A 21,171-nucleotide genomic window follows, 5' to 3' on the forward strand; every position below is an offset into this window, starting at 1 on the left:
AGGGGCGGCACGGTGAAGATCCTGCACACCTCGGACTGGCACGTCGGCAAGGTCCTCAAGGGGCAGTCCCGGGCCGACGAGCACAAGGCGGTGCTGGCCGGGGTGATCGAGATCGCCCGGGCCGAGCGCCCCGACCTGGTCATCGTCGCCGGCGACCTCTACGACACCGCCGCCCCGACGCCGGAGGCCACCCGGCTGGTCACCCGGGCGCTGACCGCGCTGCGCCGCACCGGCGCCGACGTGGTCGCCATCGGCGGCAACCACGACAACGGCCAGGCCCTCGACGCGCTGCGGCCGTGGGCCGAGGCCGCCGGCATCACCCTGCGCGGGGGCGTGCGGGACAATCCCGACGAGCACGTCATCGACGGCACCACGGCGAGCGGGGAGCGGTGGCGGCTGGCCGCGCTGCCGTTCCTGTCCCAGCGCTACGCGATCCGCGCGGTGGAGATGTACGAGCTGACCGCGGCCGAGGCCACCCAGACGTACGCCGACCACCTCGGCCGGGTGCTGGGCCGGCTCACCGAGAGCTTCACCGAGCCCGACCGGGTGCACCTGGTCACCGCGCACCTGACCGTGGTCGGCGCGAGCACCGGCGGCGGCGAGCGGGACGCGCACACCGTGCTCGGCTACGCGGTGCCGGCGACGGTCTTTCCGGGCACCGCGCACTATGTGGCGCTCGGCCACCTGCACCGCTCCCAGCGGGTGCAGGGGCCGTGCCCGATCCGCTACAGCGGCAGCCCGCTCGCCGTGGACTTCGGCGAGCAGGAGAACGTCCCCGCGGTCACGCTGGTCGAGGTGACCGCGACCACGGCCGCGCAGATCCGTGAGGTGCCGGTCGCCGCGGCGACCCCGCTGCGGACGGTCCGCGGCACGCTGGCCCAGCTCGCCGAGATCGACGCGCCCGAGGGCTGGCTGCGGGTGTACGTCCGGGAGCAGCCGCGCGCCGGGCTGCGCGAGGAGGTGCAGGAGCTGCTCCCCCGGGCGCTGGAGATCCGGATCGACCCGGAGCTGGTGCCGGCGCCGGGCAGCGGCACCCGGGTGGCCCAGCGGGCCGGCCGCTCCCCGCGCGAGCTCTTCGCCGACTACCTGAGCAGCCGCGGGCACGTCGACGACGGGGTGCGGGAACTCTTCGACGAGCTCCTCGAGGAGGTCGATCACTGATGCGCCCGATGCGGCTGGACATGGCCGGCTTCACGGTCTTCCGCGACGAGACCACCGTCGACTTCACCGACGCCGACTTCTTCGCGCTGGTCGGCCCGACCGGCTCCGGCAAGTCGACGGTGCTGGACGCGATCTGCTTCGCCCTCTACGGCACGGTGCCCCGCTGGGGCGGCACCCGCGGCCTGGCCAACGCCCTCGCGCCGTCGGCCACCGAGGCCCGGGTCCGGCTGGTCTTCGAGTCCGGCGGCGCCCGCTACGTGGCCACCCGGGTGGTCCGCCGCGACGGCCGGGGCAACGTCAAGACGGCCAACGCCGGGTTGCAGCTGATGCCGCCCGGCTTCGACGTCACCAAACTGGACACCGGGCTCAGCCCGGATGACCTCGGTGAGGTGGTGGCCGGCACCCCGGCCGAGATGGACGTGGCGGTGCTGGAGGCGGTCGGGCTGCCGTACGAGCAGTTCACCAGCTGCGTGGTGCTGCCACAGGGGCAGTTCGCCGACTTCCTGCACGCCAAGCCGGCCACCCGCCAGCAGATCCTGGTCAATCTGCTCGGCCTCGGCGTCTACGAGGAGGTGCAGAAGCGGGCGACCGCACGGGCCGCGCAGGCCGAGGCGCGGTTGGAGACGGTCGACCAGCTGCTCGCCGGGCTGACCGACGTGGACGACGCCGCGCTGGCGGCGGCGACCGCCCAGGTCGACCGGCTGCGCGAGCTGGCCGGGGCGGTGGCGGCCGCCGTACCGGAACTCGACGCGGCCCGGGCCACGGCCCGGGAGGCGCAGGCGGCGCTGGCCGCCCTCGACGCCGACCTGGCCGTGCTCGGGGCGGTGCGGGCGCCGGACGGGGTGGCCGAGGTGGCCCGGGCGGTGAGCGCCGCGCGCGCCGGGGCCGACGCGGCCACCACCGCGGTGGCGCTGGCCGAGGAGCGCGAGGAGAAGCTCCGCGGCGAGCTGGCCGCGGCCGGTGACGAGAGCGCGCTGCGGCTGCTGCTGCGGGCGTACGCCGACCGGGAGAAGCTGGCCGGCGAGGCGGAGGCGGTGCGGACGGCGATGGCGGCGGCCGGCGCCGAGCACGACGCGGCCGTCCGGGCGCTGGCCGAGGCGCGGGCGGCGGCCGAGCGCGCCGAGGAGGAGTTGGCGGCGGCGTTCCGGGCGCACGAGGAGGCGAAGGCCACCGACCAGGCGGTGGCGCTGCGGGCGCACCTGGTCGACGGCGCGCCCTGCCCGGTCTGCGAGCAGGTGGTGTCCACGGTGCCGGCGATGCCCGCCGGTTCGGCGGTGGCCCGCGCGGTCGAGGCCGGCAAGGCCGCCCGGGCGGCGAGCGAGGCGGCCCGGCGGCTGGTGCAGGAGCGCGACACGGCCGCGCGCGACCTGGAGCGGGTGCTGGTGCAGGCGCGGGCCCGGCAGGATCAGCTGGACGCCCGGCTGGCCGAGCTGGACGGGCAACTCGCCGGGGCCGCCACGGCCGAGGCGCTGCGGGAGGGGCTGGCCGAGCACGCCCGGCTCCGGCGGGCGCTGGACGAGGCCGCCACGGCGGTACGGGCCGGCCGGGACGCCGCCCGGCGGGCCCGGGCCGGGGTGGACGGCGCCGAGGAGCGGTTGCGGGCGGCGTGGCGCGGCTTCGACGGCACCCGGGACACCCTGGCCCGGTTCGGCCCGCCGGCGGCCGACCGCGAGGACGTCGCGGCGGCCTGGGCCGCGCTGGCCGGCTGGGCGGCCGGGGAGGCGGACCGGCGGCGCGGCGAGCGGGCCGGCCGGGCGGCGGCGGTCGCCGAGGCCGAGACGCTGGCCGGCACGGTGGCGGAGCGGATCGCCGCTCTCTTCACCGCCGCCGGGCTGCCGGCCCCCGACGACCCGGTACGCGCCGCGGCGGTGGCCGTGGAGCGGGCCGAGGCCGACCGGCGCCAGCTGCTGCACCGGCGCGAGCAGGCGGCGGGGCTGCGCGACCAGCGCGCCGGGCACGAGCGCGAGGCGCAGGTGGCCCGGGCCCTGGCCGGGCACCTGCGGGCGAACAACTTCGAGCGGTGGCTGCTGGCCGAGGCGCTGGACCTGCTGGTCGACGGCGCCTCCGGGATCCTGCGGGACCTCTCCGGCGGCCAGTACGACCTGGTGCACGACAAGGGCGAGTTCTTCGTCGTCGACCACCACGACGCCGGGCTGCGCCGGGGCGTGCGCACCCTCTCCGGCGGCGAGACGTTCCAGGCCTCGCTGGCGCTCGCGCTGGCGCTCTCCGAGCAGCTGGCCGGGATGTCCACCACCGCGGCGAGCCTGGAGTCGATCGTGCTGGACGAGGGCTTCGGCACGCTCGACGCGGCCACCCTGGACACGGTGGCCGCCACCCTGGAGGGCCTGGCCGCCCGGGGTGACCGGATGGTCGGCGTGGTCACCCACGTGCCGGCGCTGGCCGAGCGCATCCCGGTCCGGTTCGAGGTCCGCAAGGACGCCCGCTCGGCGCGCGTCGAACGGACCGGGCGGTGACCGGCCGCGCGTTCCGGTACCGGGGGCCGGCGCGGCGGGGCGGCGCGCCGCGGAGGCGGGCCCGGTGAGCGCCCGGTTCTTCGTCGACGCGTGGGATCCCGCGTACGGCGCGTCGTTCGAGGCGTCGGCGGGCGGACCGGCCGCGCCGAGCAGCGCCCAGGTCGACCCGGACGCCGAACTGCCCGCGGTGGACTGGCGGGCCATCGACGTCCGCCCCGGCGTGCGCGCGCCGGACGTGGTGCTGCTGGTCGACGGGGTACGCCGGATCGACGCCAGCGTCTGGACGGCGGAGTCCGACGGCGGCTCCTTCCCCGGCCTGGCCGCCTCGTACGCGGCCGGGGTGGTCCGCTGCGACCTGCAGCGGGGCGCGGCCCAGCTGGCCGGCGCCCGGGTCGGCCGGGGCCTGTTCACCGCGAGCCCGTCGGCGGAGGACGTGGTGGCCGGGCAGGTCCGCTACCCGGTGCACCGGGTCAGCGGCACGGGCGAGCTGGCCAAGCTGCCCGCGGCCGTGCAGGGCCCGCTGACCGCGCTGGAGGTGGAGGTCTCCGGCGCCGCCCGGGTCGACGGTGACCTGCTCGTGGTGGACGGTCCGCTACGCAACCGGCGGCAGCTGCCACGCACCCTCGGCTACATCAAGACCCAGCACAGCCAGTACCTCGACGCCCGGCTCACCGCGGTGGTCACCGGGCTGGCGGCCGGCCAGCGCTCCCCGGTCTTCCGGCTCGGCACCGCCTGGGGCGGCTGGTCGTGGTACCTGCGGTTGCCGGTGGCCGCCGGGGCGCCCTGGGCGGGCATCGTCCGGATGGAGTGCTCGGCCGACCTGACCATCGACGAGGCGGTCGAGCTGGCCGACCTGTCGCTGGTCACCCTGCCCCGGTTCGCCTCCACGCCGTACAAGGACCCGCGGGCCCCGCAGAACCTCATCCCGATCGCCGGGCTGGAACGCCGGCTGCGGGCGCTGCTCGGCGACGCCCGGCTGCTGCACCGGGCGCTGACCGCCGCCGCCCGCCCCACCGCCCCTCGCCGCTGACCCCGCGCCCCCACAAGGCGGGGTTCCGGGCGGCCGGCGGCGGCGCGCCGGGATACTGGGCGGCATGGGGCGCAAGCGGGCCGGGGACCGGGTGGCCGAGCAGGTGGACACCGGGCTCGCCGAACTGGTGCCGGACCCGGACCGGGCGGGCTCCTGGACCCTGCTGCTGGACGGCGCGCCGCAGTCGCACGTCGACCTGGCCGACCCCACCCACCTGGAGTTCGAGTACGTCCGCCGGCTGGCCGCGGCGATCGACCTGGTCGCGCCGCCCGGCGCTCCGCTGCGGGTGCTGCACCTGGGCGGCGGCGCGCTGACCCTGCCCCGGTACGTCGGTGCCACCCGCCCGGGCTCCACCCAACGGGTGGTCGAGGTGGACGGCGCACTGGTGGACCTGGTCCGCCGGGTGCTGCCCTGGCGCGCCGATCCGCGGCTGCGGGTGCGGGTGGCCGACGCCCGGGCGGTGCTCGCCACCATCCGGGACGCCAGCTACGACGTGGTGGTCGCCGACGTCTTCGCCGGCGCGCGGACCCCGGCCCACCTGACCTCGGTCGAGTACGCCGCGGAGGTGGCCCGGGTGCTGGCCCCGGCGGGCTGGTACCTGGCCAACGTCGCCGACGGCCCGCCGCTGCGGTACGCCCGCGGTCAACTGGCCACGGTCCGCTCGGTGCTGCCCCGCGCCTGCCTGGTCGGCGACGCGGCCGTGCTGCGCGGGCGGCGCTACGGCAACCTGGTGCTGGTGGCCGGCCGCACCGAACCGCCGGTGCCGGAGCTGACCCGGCGGGCCACCGGGGACTGGTTCCCCGGCCGGGTGCTGGCCGGCACGGAACTGGACCGCTTCGTCGGCGGCGCCCCGGTGGTGCGGGACGCCGGCGCCACCGCCTCGACGCCGCCACCGCCCGGGATTTTTTCCGTCCGCCGTTGATCCGTTCGCTCCGGCGCTGCGTACCACCGGGCGGCCATGCCCGTGGGGGGACGGCCGATGTCATCGGACACCCGGAGGTCTGCATGCATGCGGTGGCGGTCGGCTGGCACGGCGACTCGGTGCGGGCGGACTGGATGTCGGCGCGGTCCCAGTCGCGTCAGACCCGGTCCGCACGCGGGGTCGACGCCCGCCCGGCGCCTCGCCAGAATGGTCCGGTGACGCCGCGACCGGCGCCGGGACGCCACCAGGCGGCGTCGTCCGAGGCCGCTCACTCCGACCAGCTGATCCGGTTGCTCTACGCCGAGCACGCCGGGCCGCTGCTGATGTTCGTCATGCGGCTGACCGGTGGGGACCGGCAGCGGGCCGAGGACATCGTGCAGGAGACCCTGCTGCGGGCCTGGCGCAACGCGCACCGGCTGGGGGCGCAGGGGCAGGGCTCGCTGCGGCCCTGGCTGGTCACCGTGGCCCGCCGGATCGCCATCGACGAGCACCGCAGCGAGCAGGCCCGGCCGGCCGAGACGTACGACCGGGACCTGACCGCGTTCGCCGAGGCGGACAGCACCGACCGGGTGCTGCGCACGATGACGGTGGCGGACGCGCTGCGTACGCTGAGCCAGTCGCACCGGGAGATCCTGGTGGCCACGTACTTCCGCGGCCGGACGGTGCCCGAGGCGGCGGAGGAGCTGGGGCTTCCGCTGGGCACCGCCAAGTCGCGGGTCTACTACGCGCTGCGCGCGCTGCGCACGGCTCTGCAGGAACGGGGGGTGACGGAATGAGCCGGGCGGACCACATGGACGTCGCGGCGTACGCGCTGGGCGTCCTGGACGAGCAGGACACCGAACGGTTCGAGGAGCACCTCGCCACCTGCTGGGCGTGCGCCGCGGAGCTGGAGACGATGGTGCCGGTGGTCGGCCTGCTCTCCGGCATCGACGGCGAGACGATGACCGCGCTGGAGCAGACGCAGACCGACCCCGCCCTGTTGGACCGCACCCTGGTCGCGGTCCGCGCCGACCGGCGGCGCACCCGCTTCCGGCAGCTGCTGGCCACCGCCGCCGCCGTGGTGGTGCTCGGCGGGCTCACCGGGATCGGCTTCGCCACCGTCGTCGAGCGGGACGCGCCACCGGACGTGGTCGCCGGACCGACCACCGGCGCGCCGCTCACCCCGCCGGCCGGGACGCGCTCCGCCGGTCCGAACGAACCGGGCATCGGCGGCAACGAGGAGGAGGGCGACCGGCACGACGTGGTGGACGCGAGCACCGGCGTGAAGACGACGTTCTTCGTGGTGTCGAAGGAGTTCGGCACCCGGGTCAACTTCAGCCTCTCCCGGCTGCCCGGGCCGCGTATCTGCCGGCTCGTGGTGGTGCGGAAGAACGCCACCACCGAGGTGATCTCCACCTGGTCGGTGCCGGGCGGCGGGTACGGCACCAACACCAACCCGCAACTGCTGGCCCTGTCGGCGGCCACGTCCACGCCGGTCGACGACATCAAGCAGTTCCAGGTGCAGTCGGTGGACGCGAACGGGGTGGCGAGCCCGCTGGTGACCGTACCGGTCTGACTCGTCGACCCCGATCGGCGCCGGCCAGCGACAATGGCCGGCGCCGATCGGTCGTTCCGTTCCCACAATGACCGTCGTCCATCTCGGCACACGCATCCCGGGTGCCGCCGGTTCAACGATTCTTTGTGAAATTGGCCACGGATCCGATTTCAACCTTGACAGCCCTCGTGCCGTACTACCCGGTGAACTGCCAAGCATGAGGAGGGCACGTGGCACAGATGAAGCGGACCGTCATCGTCGCGAGCGCGATGGTCGCACTTACGGCCTGCGCTCCCGCGGGTTACGACGGGGCGAACTCGAGCGCGGCCGAGCCGGTCGCCGTCGCCGCGGCCGAGCCCACCGCGACGGCTGAACCGGAGGCGTCGGCATCCGCGGAGGCCCCGGTGGCCGACGCGCCGCCTCCCGCCGACGTCGAACTCACCGACCGGCTCATCGGCAAGAAGGTCGCCCGGATGGGCAGCGTGGTCACCGACCAGGACGGCTGGATCCTGTACCGCTTCGACAAGGACACCAACGACCCGGCGGCATCCAACTGTGTCGACAAGTGCGCCGAGGTCTGGCCGCCGGCGCTGACCGACGGCAACCCGCAGCTCAACGGCGTCTCCGACGACAAGGTCGGCACCGTCACCCGGCAGGACGGCACCCGGCAGATCACCCTGGACGGTTGGCCGCTCTACCGCTACATCGGCGACAAGAAGCCCGGCCAGTGGAAGGGCCAGGGCGTCGGCGGCACCTGGTTCGTGGTGGCGCCGGACGGCAAGAAGAACCTCACCTGCCTGCCGACCGGCACCCCGAAGCCGGTGGCCCCGCCCTCGGACGACCAGGGTGGTTCGGACGCGGGCGGCTCCGGCTACTCGTACTGATCCCACGGACACGGTGGCCGGTCGCAGCCGGGGAGGGCGCGGCCGGCCACCGTCATGCCCAGGACGCTCGGGCACCGGCATCTCGCGTCCCAACCGTGGCGCCGACCCTCGGGGGCCGGCGCCACCGTTGTTGCCGCCGCCGCGCCTTCTTCCTGCACTGTGGCCCTCCGGCGTTCGCGACGGCCGGAGAGATCAATTAGTCTGGACGCACGGCGTCCGGGCCGGTCCGTCCTCCACCTGCCGGGCCGCCTCTGAGGGCCTGCCGCCGCGAGCGAACCCCGGGTGGCCGGAGGCAGCCGGCGTGGGGCGTCGCATTGCGCAACTGGAGAGGAACGGCGTTGAGTGCGAACCGGAGACGGTGGGGCCTGCCACTGATCCTCTTCGTGATCGGTGCCCTCCTCGGCGCGGGCGGCGCCGCGACAGCGCTTCACCCGTCGGTAAGCGACCGGCCTGCGACGGCGGCACCAGTTCCGGTCCCGACGCCGGTGCCGCCAAAGCCCAAACCGATTCCGCTGACAGTCGTCACCTGGAACGTCTGCGGGAACGCCACATCACACTGTCCCGCCAGCGACCACCACGACCTCCTCACCGCCGCCATCGTCCAGGTAGCGCGGACGCAACAGGCGGACGTGTTGTTGTTGCAGGAGATGTGCTCCCACATGCTGCCGGGGCTCAAGCTCGGCCTCGGCGCCGGCTGGACGGTGCACTTCCGGCAGGCGGCGATCGCGTCCGTCCTGCGAGGGGCGCAGGTAACCGCTCCGGCCACCTGCGAAGCCAAGCGAGGACTGTACGGCCAAGCCGTCGCGCTGCGGCCGCTCCGAGCGACGGGCGACACGGGCGACACGTCTGGCGGACAGCCCTGGCTGGTCCACCTCCCGTCGCCCAAGGCCACCGGCAAGGTCCGGATGGAGCAGCGGCTGGCTGTCTGCGTCCGGCTGCGGTCGCCGCACCTTCAGGTCTGTGGCGCGCACCTGTCGTCGCAGGACCCCGGTGGCGGGATCCGCGCGGCGCAGGTGGCGAGGCTCGCCGACGAGGCCCGGAAGGGCCGGCAACTCGGGTACGAAACGATCGTCGGCGGGGATCTCAACACCCCGGCGTCGGCCGCGAGTGGCCGCCGTAACCCCATCCTGGAGTCCCTTTACAAGGACAACGTCGAATGCGACCCGACCAACGCGCAGGCGACGTTCAGGGACTTGAAGATCGACTATCTCTTCTCCGGCCCCGGTCTGGTGCCGCTCGGTTGTGAGGCAATCCCGACGGAACTTTCCGACCACGCCATCCTCACGGCGCGCTACCACCTCGACCCGGCGGTCCACGGCGCCTGATTCGCTCGCACGCCCGGTCCGCCGGGCGGACCGACCACTACCGCGCGCGTCGACGGCGTTCGGGCCCGGCGCCGGTCCGGGAGCGGACCGGCACCGGGCCCTGTGTCAGGCCGTTTCCCATGGGCTGGGCACCGGGAAGTACGTGTCCAGGAAGGGAGTGAGAACCTTGATCTGGTTGGCCAGGTCCTCCTCGGTGGAGAACGCATCGTTCAGGCAGAAGACGTGGCGGTCCCGGCGGGCCAGCAGGTGCGCCAGCCGGGCGGGCGTGTCCGGATGCGACAGCTCCGCGATGGTGTATTCCAGGTCCCCCGGCACCGCCCGGCCGGTGTGAAACGCGTAGTAGTGGTGCAGCGACGAGGCGATCGAGATGTCCGTCATGCCGCGGAAGCGCTGCCCGGCGGTCCGCCGGTGCTCGACCGGGAACGTCGCCTCGATCTCGTACAGCACGCTGCGCCGCAAAGCGTGGGGCATGTGCTTCATCTTCTGGGTGAGCACGGTGCCGAAGCGCTCGGCGATCAGAACCCGGTTGTTCTTCCCGGCCGCCGACGAGGGAATGTCCTCGGCGCTGGGAAGCCCGGGCGGCACCAGCGCCGGCGACGGGAAGAACCGGGAGATGCCGTTGGCCAGGAAGAAGTCCCGGGGCAGGACCTCGGTGCCGAGGAAGACGTCGTCGTTGAAGTAGAGGAAGTGCTCGGAGAGCCCTTCGATGTGGTGCAGCTGGCTCTCGATGGCGTGCGAGTTGTAGGTCGGCAGCACCGACGGGTCGGCGAAGATCTCCCGGTGGCTCACCACCCGGATGCCGAGGGCGGACTGGTCCAGCCAGGGCGGCACCTGGTCGTCGGTCACCAGGTAGACGTGGCGCACCCAGGGCGCGAACAGGTGCAGCGACCGCAGCGAGTAGCGCAGCTCGTCGCGGCTGAGGAAGCGCGCGGCGCTCGCCGCCTCGGCGTGGTACGGAACTCCCGTCGCCGCGGCGCGCCGCCGCAGCCAGTCGGGGTCGGTGCCGTCCACCCAGGTGTAGACGACGTCGATCGGGAAATCGACGTCGTCCGGGCGCCGCCCGGCGAACTCCTGCCGGGTCCGGGCGGTCGGGGCGGCGGTGGCCGGCACCAGCCCGGTGAACAGCGATTCAGACGCGAGAACCGCCGGCGCCGACGCCTCGACCTCCTCCGCCACCGGGTTGCGCCGGGGCGCGAGCAGAGTCTCTCCCCGCCGGGTCCAGAACTCCACCTCGCACCCGTACGCCTGGCCCAGCACCAGACGATGCCGCGGATCCGTCCAGTACCAGGTCAGCCGGAGCACCGGGGCGTCCGCGAGGCGCTCCCAGACCTTCGGCTCGAACCCGGGGGCCGGGGGCCGCTCACCGCTGGCCCGCGGCACGGTGACGTAGCCCGGGGCCCGACCGCAGGCGGCGGTGAGCGCGGCGTACACCCGGTCGCGGTCCGCAGCGTCGACCGCGACCACGGAAGACCGTTGAGACCTGCCGCGGACGCGGAAGTACTCGACCCCGGCTTCCTCGAGCGCTGCCGTCACCGCCGCGAGGTTCTCGGTCCTGGCCCTCAGCGGCGTGACGTCTGCGGCGACCCGGGCGATTCGGGGAGCCCGGTCGACGGTGATCACCGCCCGGTCACCGCCGGCCAGCAGCTCCGGCTGCCGGCGGGCCAGCCGCTCGCCCCGACGGCCCCCCGGCTGGTTGTCCTGGGTCGTCCGGGCGATCCACTGCTTCAACTGGTGCCGGGTTCGTGGACTGACCTTCTTCGCGATGGCGCGGCGGGCCTGCGGGCTCAGCACCCGGCGGTAGACGTCGACGAGCGCCGACGGCTCCGCCAGGGCCCGCGATGTCTCGGACGAGGTCGGCTTCCCGTCAGTCATCCCAGTCCCACCGTCCGGCGCACGGCGGTCGGCCTGGCGCCGGAACGCCTCGCCCGACTCATCGCTGCGGCCCCGGCAGCGCCGCGATGGCGGCGGCCACCCGCTGGCAGTTGTTCCGGTCCTGCACGGCGAAGAAGTCGGCCGCCCGGCGCGAATACTCCTCCTCGCGGACGCACCCGTTCTCCAGGTAGCGGATGATCGCGTCGACCGTCTCCTCCGCGGTCTCGGCCACCGGACCGAATCCGTCCTCCCTCGCCTCGAAGTAACCCTTCTTGTAACCACCGATGGTGAAGAACTCCTCGGCGTCGAACTGGGTGTAGATCAGCGGCGTCCCGAGATACGCGACGTCGAACGCGGTGGAGGAGTAGTCGGTGATGAACAGGTCGCACTGGCGCAGGGCGTCCTGCACGGTCCGGGTCGTCTGGTCGGCCATGGCGAAGCAGTCGTCGGCCGGTACGACGTCGGTCAACAGCGAGCGCATCTCGTAGTGCGGAAGGAACTCCAGCACGTAACCGTGCGCGCGCAGGGCCTGCCGCAGCCGCTCACTGCCGAACAGCTCCGACAGGAAGACCTGGTAGGCGGATCCTTGGAAGGCGACCCGGGGTCGGGCCGCCTTGTTGTACGACGGGGTCACGAGATACGTGCGCCAGGTGGGCATGAACAGGATGCGCCGCCGACCCCGATCGGGGACCAGCGCGTCGAACCGTGGCATGCCCGTGGTCTTCACCATGTCGCCGTAGTCGAGATCCGTCGACACGTACTCCGCCTCACGGTGGGACGAGGCCACAAAGAGGTCGAAGGCACCCCGGCCACGGTGCAGGCCCGCGCTGACGTCCTTCTCGGTGACGCCGTGCTGGAGGAAGACTCGGGACGGGGCGATCCGCCAGTTCAGGTGCTTCAGGAAGGGCGAGCGCTCCCACTTCGTCGGCAGCATGTAGGCGTCGATGTCGTACGAGTTGATCAGCTTCGTGGCGTGCAGCATCAGGAACTTGTGCCGGAACGAGTCGTAGGTGACGACGTTGCCCAAGCCCCGCAGCCGCTGACGGTCCGGGCTGTCCTTCGCCAGCAGGTAGTAGACGTTCCACCGGCGCTCCACCTGCCGCAGGTGGCGGAACAGGTGAGCGGAGTTGTCTTGGGCAGTGTCCTTGCGTTCACCGATCAGCCAGATGTCCCGCCTGCCCATTAGCGGAGCGGTGGCCAGGCGGAGCAGGCGCTGCTTCCAGAATGGAGCCCGCGAGGCGATGTGCCGCAGGTCCTTGCGCACCATTTTCTTCCGCCAGGTACGCCGGCCGGCCCCCCCGGATTGACGCTGGACGAGCAGCGCCGCGTTCTCCCGTCCGGTGAAGGTGGGTAGGATCCGGGTGTCGCCGGCCAGCTTCATGGTCGCGTCGCGTAGGAAGGCTGCGGAGATCAGACACTGTCGGGACGCCTGGCCGGTCTCGGTCAGGAACACGAGTCGGAGGCTGTGTTGGCCGTTGCGCAGCTTGCTCACCGGGATCTCCGCGGAGAATCCGGCCCACTCACGGTTGTCGTCACCGGCCCTCAGGTCGGCCCGTCGTTCCTGATCGGCCGGCACCGTCAGGCCGCTGCCCCGCACCCGCAGCCCCATGGGTGTGCGCATCGGGCTGCGCATCGGCAGACCGTTGATCACGATGTGCCCGGAGATCTTGAGCGTGTCCCCCGAGGGCATGAGTCTCGTCTGTTCGATGCGGGCCCCCACACCGGTCACGCGAGTCAGCGGCAGCAGCGCCGGCGTAACCGGGTAGTCGAGGTACAGCTCACCACCGCAGGCGAGAACCCCCTGCAGGCGCTGCCAGGGCCGCGCGAACAACTCGAAGTCGTAGGACTTGAAGGCCAGGTACGCCACCCGGTGCCGGGTGTCCAGCGTCCACCGGGCGATGAAGGAGGGGTCGATGTCCTGGTAGATCCGGGTGCACTTCTCGAAGATCTTCCACAGGTCCGTCTCCTCGAACACCCCGTGCGCACGCATCGCGAAGCCCTGGTAGCTGCGGACCAGGAACCGCTCCAGTACCTCGCGGCGGAACACGTCCAGCTCGGGACGGAGATTCGCCAGGGTCTCGCAGAGGTCCAGGTGGTCCCAGAAGTTCTGCTCCCGGACGAACAGGTTGTCCATGATGGAGCTGGCCTCGTCCCGCTTGCGGTACTGGTAGACCACCTCGTCCACCAGAGCGATCCGCTCCGCCTTCAGCAGCATCGGGATCGCTAGGAAGGCGTCCTCGAAGTGGACCCCTTCCCGGAACCGCAGGCCATGTGCGCGAAGCTGGGCGAGGTCGTAGAGCTTGTGGCACGGCCCGGCGTCGAAGATGAGCTCCGGCGCATCGACCACTGTCTCCAGGAGCCGGTCCCCCTTGCCAAAGGGCTTCTTCCACAGGAAGGAGGTGGGCTTCGGGAAGGTGTCCATGTCGCCGACGGCGACACTCGCCTCGTGCTTCACGATCGCCTTGAGCAGCAGTTCGGTGGCGCGCGGCGGCAGGAGGTCGTCCGAGTCGACGAACGCCACGTACGGGGTGTCGGCCATGTCCAGTGCCCGGTTACGGGCGGCGCCCGGGCCGCTGTTCTCCTGCTGGATCGCGGTGACGTTCGGATGTTCCGCGGCGAACTGCTTGGCCAGCAGGTCGGAGCCGTCGGTGCTCCCGTCGTCAACGAGGATGACGTGGCACTGCGCAAAGACGGTCTGCGCGGCGATCGACGCGAGAGTCTCGGGCAGGTAATCCGCGACGTTGTAGACCGGGACGATGATCGTGACCTGGGGGGCAGGGCCTACCACAATGGCTCCACTGGGCGAGGGTACGGGGGATTCATGGGCTGTCCGGCGCGGGCGTCGCTCAGCCGTCCGACTGACGCAGCACGGCCTTGAAGTCGGTGACCGTGTTCAGCAGATTGTTCGGCAGGGTCGGCGCGTCGATGGGGGCGGCCCGGCGGGCGCCCGGAATGGGCCGGTAGGACCTGCGCCACAGGGCGGTGGCACCGAGCTTGCGGCGCTCCGCCACCACGTCGTCGGGCAACTCGAAGGGCGCGGGGAAGGGCAGATAGCGCGGCAGGAAGCCGGCGAGCATGCGCTCCTGCTCCGCCATCGAGCGCGGGTCCGAGTCGGTGTCGTTGAGGCAGAAGACGTCGCGGTGGCGTCGGGCCAGCAGTTCGGCGAGCCGGGCGGGGGTCGACGGATGACCGAGGTCGGCGTACTCGTACTCGATGTCACCCGGCACAGCCTGCCCGGTCAGGTACGCCCAGTACTGGTGCAGGGACGACGGGATGGACAGGTCGCCGTGGTGGCGGAACCGGTGCCGGGCGGTTTCCGTCACGTCCGCCTGCAGCACCGCCTCGATCTGGTGCATGATGCTACGTCGCAGCGCGAACGGGGTGTGCTTCATCTTCTGTGTGATGGTCACGCCGAAGTGCCGTTGAATGTGCCGGCGGTTGTTCTTGCCGGCGGCGTTCACCGGCAGGTCGCCGGGCTTCGCGTCGCCCAGCCCGAACTGGGCCGCCGAGGGGAAGAACTTGGCGATCCCGTTGGCGTGGAAGAAATGGGTCGGCAGCAGCGGCCGCCCCAGGAAGACGTCATCGTTCAGGTAGAGGAAGTGCTCGGCCAGGCCCTCGATGCGGTGCAACCGGGACTCGATGGCGTGCGAGTTGAACGACGACCGCCCGCCGAGGTCGGCGAAGAGCTCGGCGTGCGAGACGATGGTGACCATCGGGTGGTGCGGGTCGAGCCAGCTCGGGAGCTGACTGTCGGTGACCAGGAAGATACGCCGCAGCCACGGCGCGAAGCTGTGCAGCGACCGCATCGAGTACCGCAGCTCGTCGCGGTTGTGGTAGCGCGACGAGTTCGCCGCCACGGCGTGCAGCGAACCGTCGGCGCCGCTCAGCGCCGCTCCCTTCCGCTCGAGCCACTCCGGGTCCGACCCGTCCACCCAGGTGTAGACGGCGTCGATGGGGAAGCCCACCCGGTCGAAGGCCCGGACGGCGAGGTCGCGGCGGGTGCCGTAGGTGTGGTCGTCCGCCTCGGGCACGAAGTGGCTGAGCAGCGCCGCCGCGACGCGTACCGGCTCCGGCTCGACCGGCGTCTCGTCGATCACCGCGTTGTGCCGGGGCGCGCGGACGACGTCGCCGTCGCGCGTCCAGAACTCGATCTCGCAGGCGAACCGGGAACCCAGCACCACGCCCGCCCGGGCGTCGGTCACCGGGAACCACACCTGGAACACCTGGGTCGGAGCCAGGTCCGGCTGATGCCGACCCGGCTGCACCTCGACGGTGCGGACCTGGGCCCCCGACAGCGTCGGCGCCGACTGGAGCGAGCGACGGACAGCGTCACGCTGGTCGGCGACGACCGCAACCGTGCTGCGCAGGTGGTCGTCGTTGCGCAGGCAGTGGTACCGGATGCCGGCCGCGTCGAGGGCCGCCGTGACGGCCGTCAGGTTCCGGTGCCACATCTCCAGCGGCGTGGCCGCGGCGACCACCTCGGCGCGGGTACGCACGCCACCGTCGTCGACCGTCACCCGCGATCCGACGGGGTGCACCGTGTCACCGCCGGGCGGGCGGACGAAGGTGCGCACCAGGCCGATCCGCCGGTGCGCGGGGAGCAGTTGGACCAGCCGGCGCCGCACCGGGGGCGGGAGCAGGCGGTAGATCCGCAGGGCGATCACGCTTCCGGCCGTCCCGATCGGAGGGCCACTTCAGCGGTGCCCACGCTCAGCGCCGGTCGAACAGAGCCGACGGGACCGGACGCGACACTCGTCCACACGTCAAACGAGCAGGCTTCACTGATCGCCCTTCCTCCGTACATCCCCGTTGTCGCCACCCCGCGGACCACTCGGAGAGCGGGCTGCGACGTCACGGTGGACGGAGAGTCCCGACTCCGGCCCGGGCCGCGGCGCCGGAGGACGGAGCATCTCGATGAGGGGCGACGGTCGAGACCGTAGCAGGGCGTCCACCTGCGGACTATCGGTTGGCCACCGGAAAGCGCATTTGGCCGGCACCGATATACCATCGTTTATGGGTTTTAGTCCGCCTTGTTGAAAACATTCCACCAGTCCGACGGACCGAGGACTGCCAGTTCGGCTGATGGAGTTCGGCCTCAGCGCCGATGTCCGGCGGGTCACTCGCCGGGTCACCGTCCCCCTCGCGGGACAACCGTTCTGGCACAGTGACGGGATGACCGGGACCGAGCCGACCGCCCACCGGGAGCTACGCCCGCCGGCCGGCTACCGGCTGGCCGCGTCGGTGCGGGCGCTGACCTTCAGCCCGTACGATCCCTGCGCCCGGATCGCGGGCGGCGCCTTCTGGTGGGCCACCCGCACCCCGGCCGGACCGGCAACCCTGGCCCTGCGCCCGGCCGCCGGCGAACTGGTAGCCGAGGGGTACGGCCCGGGCGCCGACTGGGTGGTGGACCGCGCGGACGCGGTGGCCGGGCTGCGCGACGACCTCACCGGCTTCGCCGCGCTCGCCGCGAGCCACCCGGTGGTGGCCCGGCTGGCGGCGCAGCACCGGGGGCTGCGGATGCCGGCCACCGGCCTGGTCTTCCCCCGGCTGCTGCGGGCGGTCTTCGAGCAGAAGGTGACCGGCAAGGAGGCCTACCGGGCGTACGCGGCGACGGTGCGACACTTCGCCGAGGCCGCTCCGGGGCCGGTCCAGCTGCTGCTGCCGCCGGACCCGGCCGCCGTGGCGGCCACGCCGTACTGGGTGTTCCACCCGTTCGGGGTGGAGCAGCGCCGGGCCGAGACGCTCCGCCGGGCGGCGGCCGCCGCCGACCGGTTGCAGCGGTGCGCCGACGCCGCCGAGGCCACCCGCCGGCTGACCGCGATCGCCGGCATCGGCCCGTGGACCGCCGCCGAGGTGGTCCGGGTGGCGTACGGCGACCCGGACGCGGTCAGCGTCGGCGACTACCACATCCCCAACACGGTCGCCTGGGCGCTCGCCGGCGAGCCGCGCGCCGACGACGCCCGGATGCTGACCCTGCTGGAGCCGTTCCGCGGCCACCGGGGCCGGGTCTGCGTGCTGCTGGAGGCCGCCGGCGTCCAGGCACCGAAGTTCGGGCCGCGCGCCCCGATCCGCTCCTTCGCCCGGTTCTGAGCCTCGGGGCCGGCCGTGGCCGGGTGCGCGAGGCGGGGCAGGACACCGACCGGGCGGCCGGGCCGCGTCAGCGGCGGGCGCAGAGCCGGCGCAGGGTGCGGCCCAGCCACCAGGCGTACCCGTGCTGGAAGAGTCGGCCGGCCGGACCGGCCGCGCGCATGACCCACCGGGCGGGGCGGCTGAACGCCACCACCTCGAACCAGACCCGGCCGGCCGGGTCGCGGCTGACCACGAACGCCTCCTCGCCCCGCGCCGGGTGCCCGGGCAGCGTGCCGTACCCGAAACCGGCCCGGTGCCCGTCGTCGACCGCCCAGACCACCTGGCACGGCGCGGCCAGCCGCAGCGGGCCGACGCCCAGCCGGGAGACGACCCGCACCCCGGGCTCGGCCCGGGCGGCGGCGGTGTCCATCCGGATCCCGGCGGCCCGGTGCAGCCGCCAGCCGAGCACGGCCGCACCGGCGGCGGCGAAGCAGCCGTCCGGCAGGCGGACCCGGTGCCGGACGTGCCGCCAGCCGGGCGGCAGCTCGCCGTCGCGGGTGGCGCCGACGTGCGGGTAGGTCAGTGCCGGCACGGCGCACCCCCAGGCTCGACGGCAACACCGCCCAGGGTACGACCGGGTGCCCCGGCTCAGGTGCGGACCACCGGCGCGGCACGGGACAACCAGTTCGGTGCCCAGCTGCTATACAGCCTGCATGCCATCCTCATCGCTCGGCGTGCTGGCGCGTGCGGTCCTCGCGGTCGTCGCGTCGGTGGCCACCGTGGGCGTCGCCGCGACCCCGGCCACCGCCGCGTCCGGCTCGCTCCGCCTGCAGGCCCTCGAGTTCTCCCCCGGTCACGTCGACGCCTCCGGCGACGACGCGGTCGTGCCGCTGCGCTTCACCGTCCGGAACGACGACGAGGCCGCTCAGGACATGTCCGGCACGGTCCTGCTCCAGCAGGCCGGTGCCACCTCCGGCAGCTACGTCGGCCAGACGTACGAGATCGACTTCCGGTTCAACGAGACCTGGTACGCCAAGGCCCGCTGGGTGTCAGGTACCCCGCAGCGGTCGACGTACGTGTACGACTTCGTGGTGCCGCGCCACGCGGCCGGCACCTCCGCCCGCTGGCTGGTCACCCGCTTCGAGGCGCACGACGACCGTGGCGGCGCGGTGGCGCTCGACCGGGCGGCGCTGGAGGACGGGTACGACGGCAAGCTGAGCGCCAGGACGCTCGCGGACTCCACGCCGCCGTCGCTGAGCTACGCCTACCTGGAGCCGATCAGCGACTCCCGACCCTTTGCCTACGTGAAGGGCCACGAGGCGGTCCTCCGCTACGACGTCACGGTCGCCGACTGGGAGTCCGGCTTCTGGAAGGGCGGCATGACCCTCACCGGGCCCGGCGGCCAGACCGCCACCGGCGGGTTCGAGGCCGTCTTCCACCGCCCCGACCCGCGCTGCGGGTCGTATTCCGCTCACCACATCAACTCGCCCAGCTGCACGGTCGAGGTGCGCATCCCGGCCGGCGCGGCGTCCGGCACCTGGCGGGTGACCGAGCTGGCGCTGACCGACAACGCCGGCAACCGGGGCGTGGTGACCGGACACGGCCTGGAGCCGATCACCGTCACCTCGAACGACCAGCTCGCCGCGACCGATTTCGCGATCACCCCGAACCCGGTGAACAACTGGACCAGCACCGTCCAGGCCGAGCTCAGCATGACCGTCAGCGGTGCCCGGGACGGCGTGCGGGAGATCCTGGTGGACTTCGACACGTACGGCTGCGGGCAGACCTCGACCACCCCGGCGATCCGCGCCGACGGCTCGGTGACCGTGCCGGTGCGGGTGTACAGCCGCACCACGAAATGCACCGTCACCGGCATCGCGGTGAGTGACAACGCCGGCGCTCTCGCCCTCTACGGCAGCCGGTACGGCGCGCCGGACCCGAAGCTGACCATCAACCAGCTGGCCAACACCACCCCGCCGACGGCCAGCGACGTGACGCTCACCCCGACCACGGTGGCCAGCAGCGCGGCGCCGAGCACCACCCCGGTGATCACCATGACGGTCACCGCGCCGATCGCCCCGGTCAACGGCTACTCGCTGTACCTCTACGCGGCCGACGGCACCGTCGTCGCCCAGCAGTCCGGCGGCATCGGCGTGGGCCCGGACGGGCGGCTGACGATCCACGGGTACCTGCCGTGGGGCATCGCCCCCGGCGAGTACACCTACGGCTTCACGCTGGACGACGCCAGCAGGTTGCGCACCACCTACGGCCCGGGGGGCCAGCCCATGCCGGGCGGTCCGCTCACCCTCACGGTGACCGAGGGGTGATCGCCCGCCGGCCCCACCCCCTGCCCGGGGCGTGGGGCCGGCGCGATCAAGGCGCCGGCGCGGGTGATCCGGCGCGGGCTCAGGCGGCCTCGCGCAGGTCGGCCAGGTCGAGGGGGGTACGCCGGCGCAGCAGCTCCGCCAGCTCGGCCACCGAGCCGACCTCGCCCAGCACGTTCTTGCCACCGCCGAACTGCTCGGGGTAGCGGTGCACCAGCCGGTAGCGGTACCGGCCCCGGATCAGCTCGACGGTGACCCGCCAGCGCCCACAACACCCGCAGACCCACTCGGACACCCCGCGAAAGTAGCTCTGAGCTGCGGTTATCTGATCCGGCCGGCGGGGCGGAAGCGGGACGGCGGCGGACACGCCACCCACCGACCGGCGGTGATCCGCCTCACTGTTGTCGGTGCCGTCTGGTTGACTGGTCGCCGTGGAGCTGCCGATCAATCCGCCGGTCGAGCCGATGCTGGCCAAGAGCGTCCCGAAGATCCCCACCGCACCCGGCACGACCTACGAGCCGAAGTGGGACGGCTTCCGGTGCATCATCTTCCGCGACGGCGACGAGGTCGAGCTGGCCAGCCGGGGCGGCAAGATGATGACCCGCTACTTCCCCGAGGTGGTCGAGCAGGCCCGGCGGCAGCTGCCCGAGCGGTGCGCGGTCGACGGCGAGCTGATCGTGATCCGCCGCGACGGCCCGGGCGGGCAGGCCCGGCTCGACTTCGAGCTGCTGGCCCAGCGCATCCACCCGGCCGCGTCCCGGGTGAAGCTGCTGGCCGAGACCACGCCGGCCGACTTCGTCGCGTTCGACCTGCTGGCGATCGACGACGAGACGCTGCTCGACCAGCCCTACCCGCAGCGCCGGGCCCGGCTGGAGTCGGCGCTGGCCCGGGTGCGCCCGCCGGTGCACGTCACCCAGATCACCACCGACCCGGAGACCGCGCACCGCTGGTTCGACGTCTTCGAGGGCGCCGGGCTGGACGGGCTGATCGTCAAGCCGGCCGACCTGCCCTACGAGCCGGGCAAGCGGCTGATGTTCAAGGTCAAGCACGCCCGTACGGCCGACGTGGTGGTGGCCGGCTTCCGCTGGCACAAGTCCGGTCCGGTGGTCGGCTCGCTGCTGCTCGGCCTCTACGACGAGGCCGGTGTGCTGCACCACGTCGGGGTGTGCGCGTCGTTCACCATGGCCCGGCGGGCCGAGCTGCTGGACGAGCTGGCGCCCTACCGGGACGCCGGCGCCGAGCACCCGTGGGTGCACGGCGACCACGAGCGGGGTCAACGCATCCCGGGCGGGGTGAGCCGGTGGACCGGCACCAAGAACCTCGAGTGGGAGCCGCTGCGCCCCGAGCTGGTGGTCGAGGTGGGCTACGACGCGATGGAGGGCGACCGGTTCCGGCACACCGCCCAGTTCGCCCGCTGGCGGCCCGACCGCGACCCCCGCTCCTGCGGCTACGACCAGCTCGACCGCCCGGTCCGGTTCGACGTGGACCAGGTGCTCCGCGGTGACCCGGCGGCGACCGTCGGGCCCGCCACGGGGCCGGCGTAGCCTGGCCGTCGACCCGACCACGGAGGCCCGCT

Annotated in this window: 16 protein-coding genes; 11 read left to right on the plus strand and 5 right to left on the minus strand. The window is 73.3% G+C overall.

Annotated elements, in window-relative coordinates:
- Positions 1 to 12: 12 nt before the first annotated feature.
- From AC1WTP_RS12580 to AC1WTP_RS12615, 8 genes are all read left to right on the plus strand, one after another.
- Positions 13 to 1,161 (plus strand): exonuclease SbcCD subunit D, encoded by a 1,149-nt coding sequence (locus tag AC1WTP_RS12580; RefSeq protein ID WP_447135402.1) that lies wholly within the window; start codon positions 13 to 15, stop codon positions 1,159 to 1,161.
- Positions 1,161 to 3,635 (plus strand): AAA family ATPase, encoded by a 2,475-nt coding sequence (locus AC1WTP_RS12585; protein ID WP_481649408.1) that lies wholly within the window; start codon positions 1,161 to 1,163, stop codon positions 3,633 to 3,635. The genes AC1WTP_RS12580 and AC1WTP_RS12585 overlap by 1 nt, the downstream gene beginning before the upstream one ends.
- Before the next feature lie 64 nt (positions 3,636 to 3,699).
- A complete protein-coding gene (locus tag AC1WTP_RS12590) occupies positions 3,700 to 4,665 on the plus strand; it encodes a hypothetical protein (RefSeq protein WP_447135404.1) in 966 nt (321 codons plus the stop codon).
- A 64-nt stretch (positions 4,666 to 4,729) separates the two neighbouring features.
- Positions 4,730 to 5,587 carry a spermidine synthase gene (locus AC1WTP_RS12595; protein WP_481649409.1) on the plus strand — a complete coding sequence of 286 codons (858 nt, stop codon included), beginning with the start codon at positions 4,730 to 4,732 and terminating at the stop codon, positions 5,585 to 5,587.
- An 83-nt stretch (positions 5,588 to 5,670) separates the two neighbouring features.
- A complete protein-coding gene (locus AC1WTP_RS12600; protein WP_481649410.1) occupies positions 5,671 to 6,363 on the plus strand; it encodes a sigma-70 family RNA polymerase sigma factor in 693 nt (230 codons plus the stop codon).
- A complete protein-coding gene (locus AC1WTP_RS12605) occupies positions 6,360 to 7,142 on the plus strand; it encodes an anti-sigma factor family protein (protein WP_481649411.1) in 783 nt (260 codons plus the stop codon). The genes AC1WTP_RS12600 and AC1WTP_RS12605 overlap by 4 nt, the downstream gene beginning before the upstream one ends.
- 209 nt (positions 7,143 to 7,351) lie before the next feature.
- Positions 7,352 to 8,005, plus strand: coding sequence for a COG4315 family predicted lipoprotein (locus AC1WTP_RS12610; protein WP_481649412.1), 654 nt, complete (start codon positions 7,352 to 7,354; stop codon positions 8,003 to 8,005).
- A gap of 338 nt (positions 8,006 to 8,343) precedes the next feature.
- Positions 8,344 to 9,330: an endonuclease/exonuclease/phosphatase family protein gene (locus AC1WTP_RS12615; RefSeq protein ID WP_481649413.1), complete on the plus strand. Its 987-nt coding sequence runs from the start codon at positions 8,344 to 8,346 to the stop codon at positions 9,328 to 9,330.
- Positions 9,331 to 9,435: 105 nt separating this feature from the next.
- Here the strand turns inward: AC1WTP_RS12615 and AC1WTP_RS12620 are convergent, their stop codons facing one another.
- From AC1WTP_RS12620 to AC1WTP_RS12630, 3 genes are read right to left on the minus strand one after another with little or no spacing between them, the layout of a single operon-like run.
- Positions 9,436 to 11,202 carry a stealth family protein gene (locus AC1WTP_RS12620; RefSeq protein ID WP_481649414.1) on the minus strand — a complete coding sequence of 589 codons (1,767 nt, stop codon included), beginning with the start codon at positions 11,200 to 11,202 and terminating at the stop codon, positions 9,436 to 9,438.
- 58 nt (positions 11,203 to 11,260) lie between these two features.
- A complete protein-coding gene (locus AC1WTP_RS12625) occupies positions 11,261 to 13,990 on the minus strand; it encodes a bifunctional glycosyltransferase/CDP-glycerol:glycerophosphate glycerophosphotransferase (RefSeq protein ID WP_481649415.1) in 2,730 nt (909 codons plus the stop codon).
- Positions 13,991 to 14,048: 58 nt separating this feature from the next.
- Entirely contained in the window at positions 14,049 to 15,866 is a 1,818-nt protein-coding gene (locus AC1WTP_RS12630; RefSeq protein ID WP_481649416.1) for a stealth family protein, read from the minus strand.
- Between the two features lie 508 nt (positions 15,867 to 16,374).
- Between AC1WTP_RS12630 and AC1WTP_RS12635 the strand changes: the two genes are divergently transcribed.
- Positions 16,375 to 17,292: a DNA-3-methyladenine glycosylase family protein gene (locus tag AC1WTP_RS12635; RefSeq protein WP_481649417.1), complete on the plus strand. Its 918-nt coding sequence runs from the start codon at positions 16,375 to 16,377 to the stop codon at positions 17,290 to 17,292.
- A 67-nt stretch (positions 17,293 to 17,359) separates the two neighbouring features.
- On the opposite strand, the gene AC1WTP_RS12640 is transcribed toward AC1WTP_RS12635, so the two are convergent.
- Positions 17,360 to 17,863: a DUF1990 family protein gene (locus AC1WTP_RS12640; protein ID WP_481649418.1), complete on the minus strand. Its 504-nt coding sequence runs from the start codon at positions 17,861 to 17,863 to the stop codon at positions 17,360 to 17,362.
- Between the two features lie 121 nt (positions 17,864 to 17,984).
- Between AC1WTP_RS12640 and AC1WTP_RS12645 the strand changes: the two genes are divergently transcribed.
- Positions 17,985 to 19,598 carry a hypothetical protein gene (locus AC1WTP_RS12645; protein WP_481649419.1) on the plus strand — a complete coding sequence of 538 codons (1,614 nt, stop codon included), beginning with the start codon at positions 17,985 to 17,987 and terminating at the stop codon, positions 19,596 to 19,598.
- A gap of 79 nt (positions 19,599 to 19,677) precedes the next feature.
- Here the strand turns inward: AC1WTP_RS12645 and AC1WTP_RS12650 are convergent, their stop codons facing one another.
- Complete coding sequence (locus AC1WTP_RS12650) at positions 19,678 to 19,890, minus strand: hypothetical protein (RefSeq protein WP_447135412.1); 213 nt, start codon at positions 19,888 to 19,890, stop codon at positions 19,678 to 19,680.
- 136 nt (positions 19,891 to 20,026) lie between these two features.
- On the opposite strand from AC1WTP_RS12650, the gene AC1WTP_RS12655 reads away from it, so the two are divergent.
- Positions 20,027 to 21,139 (plus strand): ATP-dependent DNA ligase, encoded by a 1,113-nt coding sequence (locus tag AC1WTP_RS12655; protein WP_481649420.1) that lies wholly within the window; start codon positions 20,027 to 20,029, stop codon positions 21,137 to 21,139.
- The last annotated feature ends 32 nt before the right edge of the window (positions 21,140 to 21,171 follow it).

Source organism: Micromonospora sp. R311, from assembly GCF_056780015.1.

Bases quoted from the DNA above. Each gene is read 5' to 3' on its own strand.
- AC1WTP_RS12585 (WP_481649408.1), top strand. From the start codon at position 1,161: ATGCGCCCGATGCGGCTGGACATGGCCGGCTTCACGGTCTTCCGCGAC.
- AC1WTP_RS12595 (WP_481649409.1), top strand. From the start codon at position 4,730: ATGGGGCGCAAGCGGGCCGGGGACCGGGTGGCCGAGCAGGTGGACACC.
- AC1WTP_RS12645 (WP_481649419.1), top strand. From the start codon at position 17,985: ATGCCATCCTCATCGCTCGGCGTGCTGGCGCGTGCGGTCCTCGCGGTC.
- AC1WTP_RS12635 (WP_481649417.1), top strand. From the start codon at position 16,375: ATGACCGGGACCGAGCCGACCGCCCACCGGGAGCTACGCCCGCCGGCC.
- AC1WTP_RS12605 (WP_481649411.1), top strand. From the start codon at position 6,360: ATGAGCCGGGCGGACCACATGGACGTCGCGGCGTACGCGCTGGGCGTC.
- AC1WTP_RS12600 (WP_481649410.1), top strand. From the start codon at position 5,671: ATGCATGCGGTGGCGGTCGGCTGGCACGGCGACTCGGTGCGGGCGGAC.
- AC1WTP_RS12620 (WP_481649414.1), bottom strand. From the start codon at position 11,202: ATGACTGACGGGAAGCCGACCTCGTCCGAGACATCGCGGGCCCTGGCG.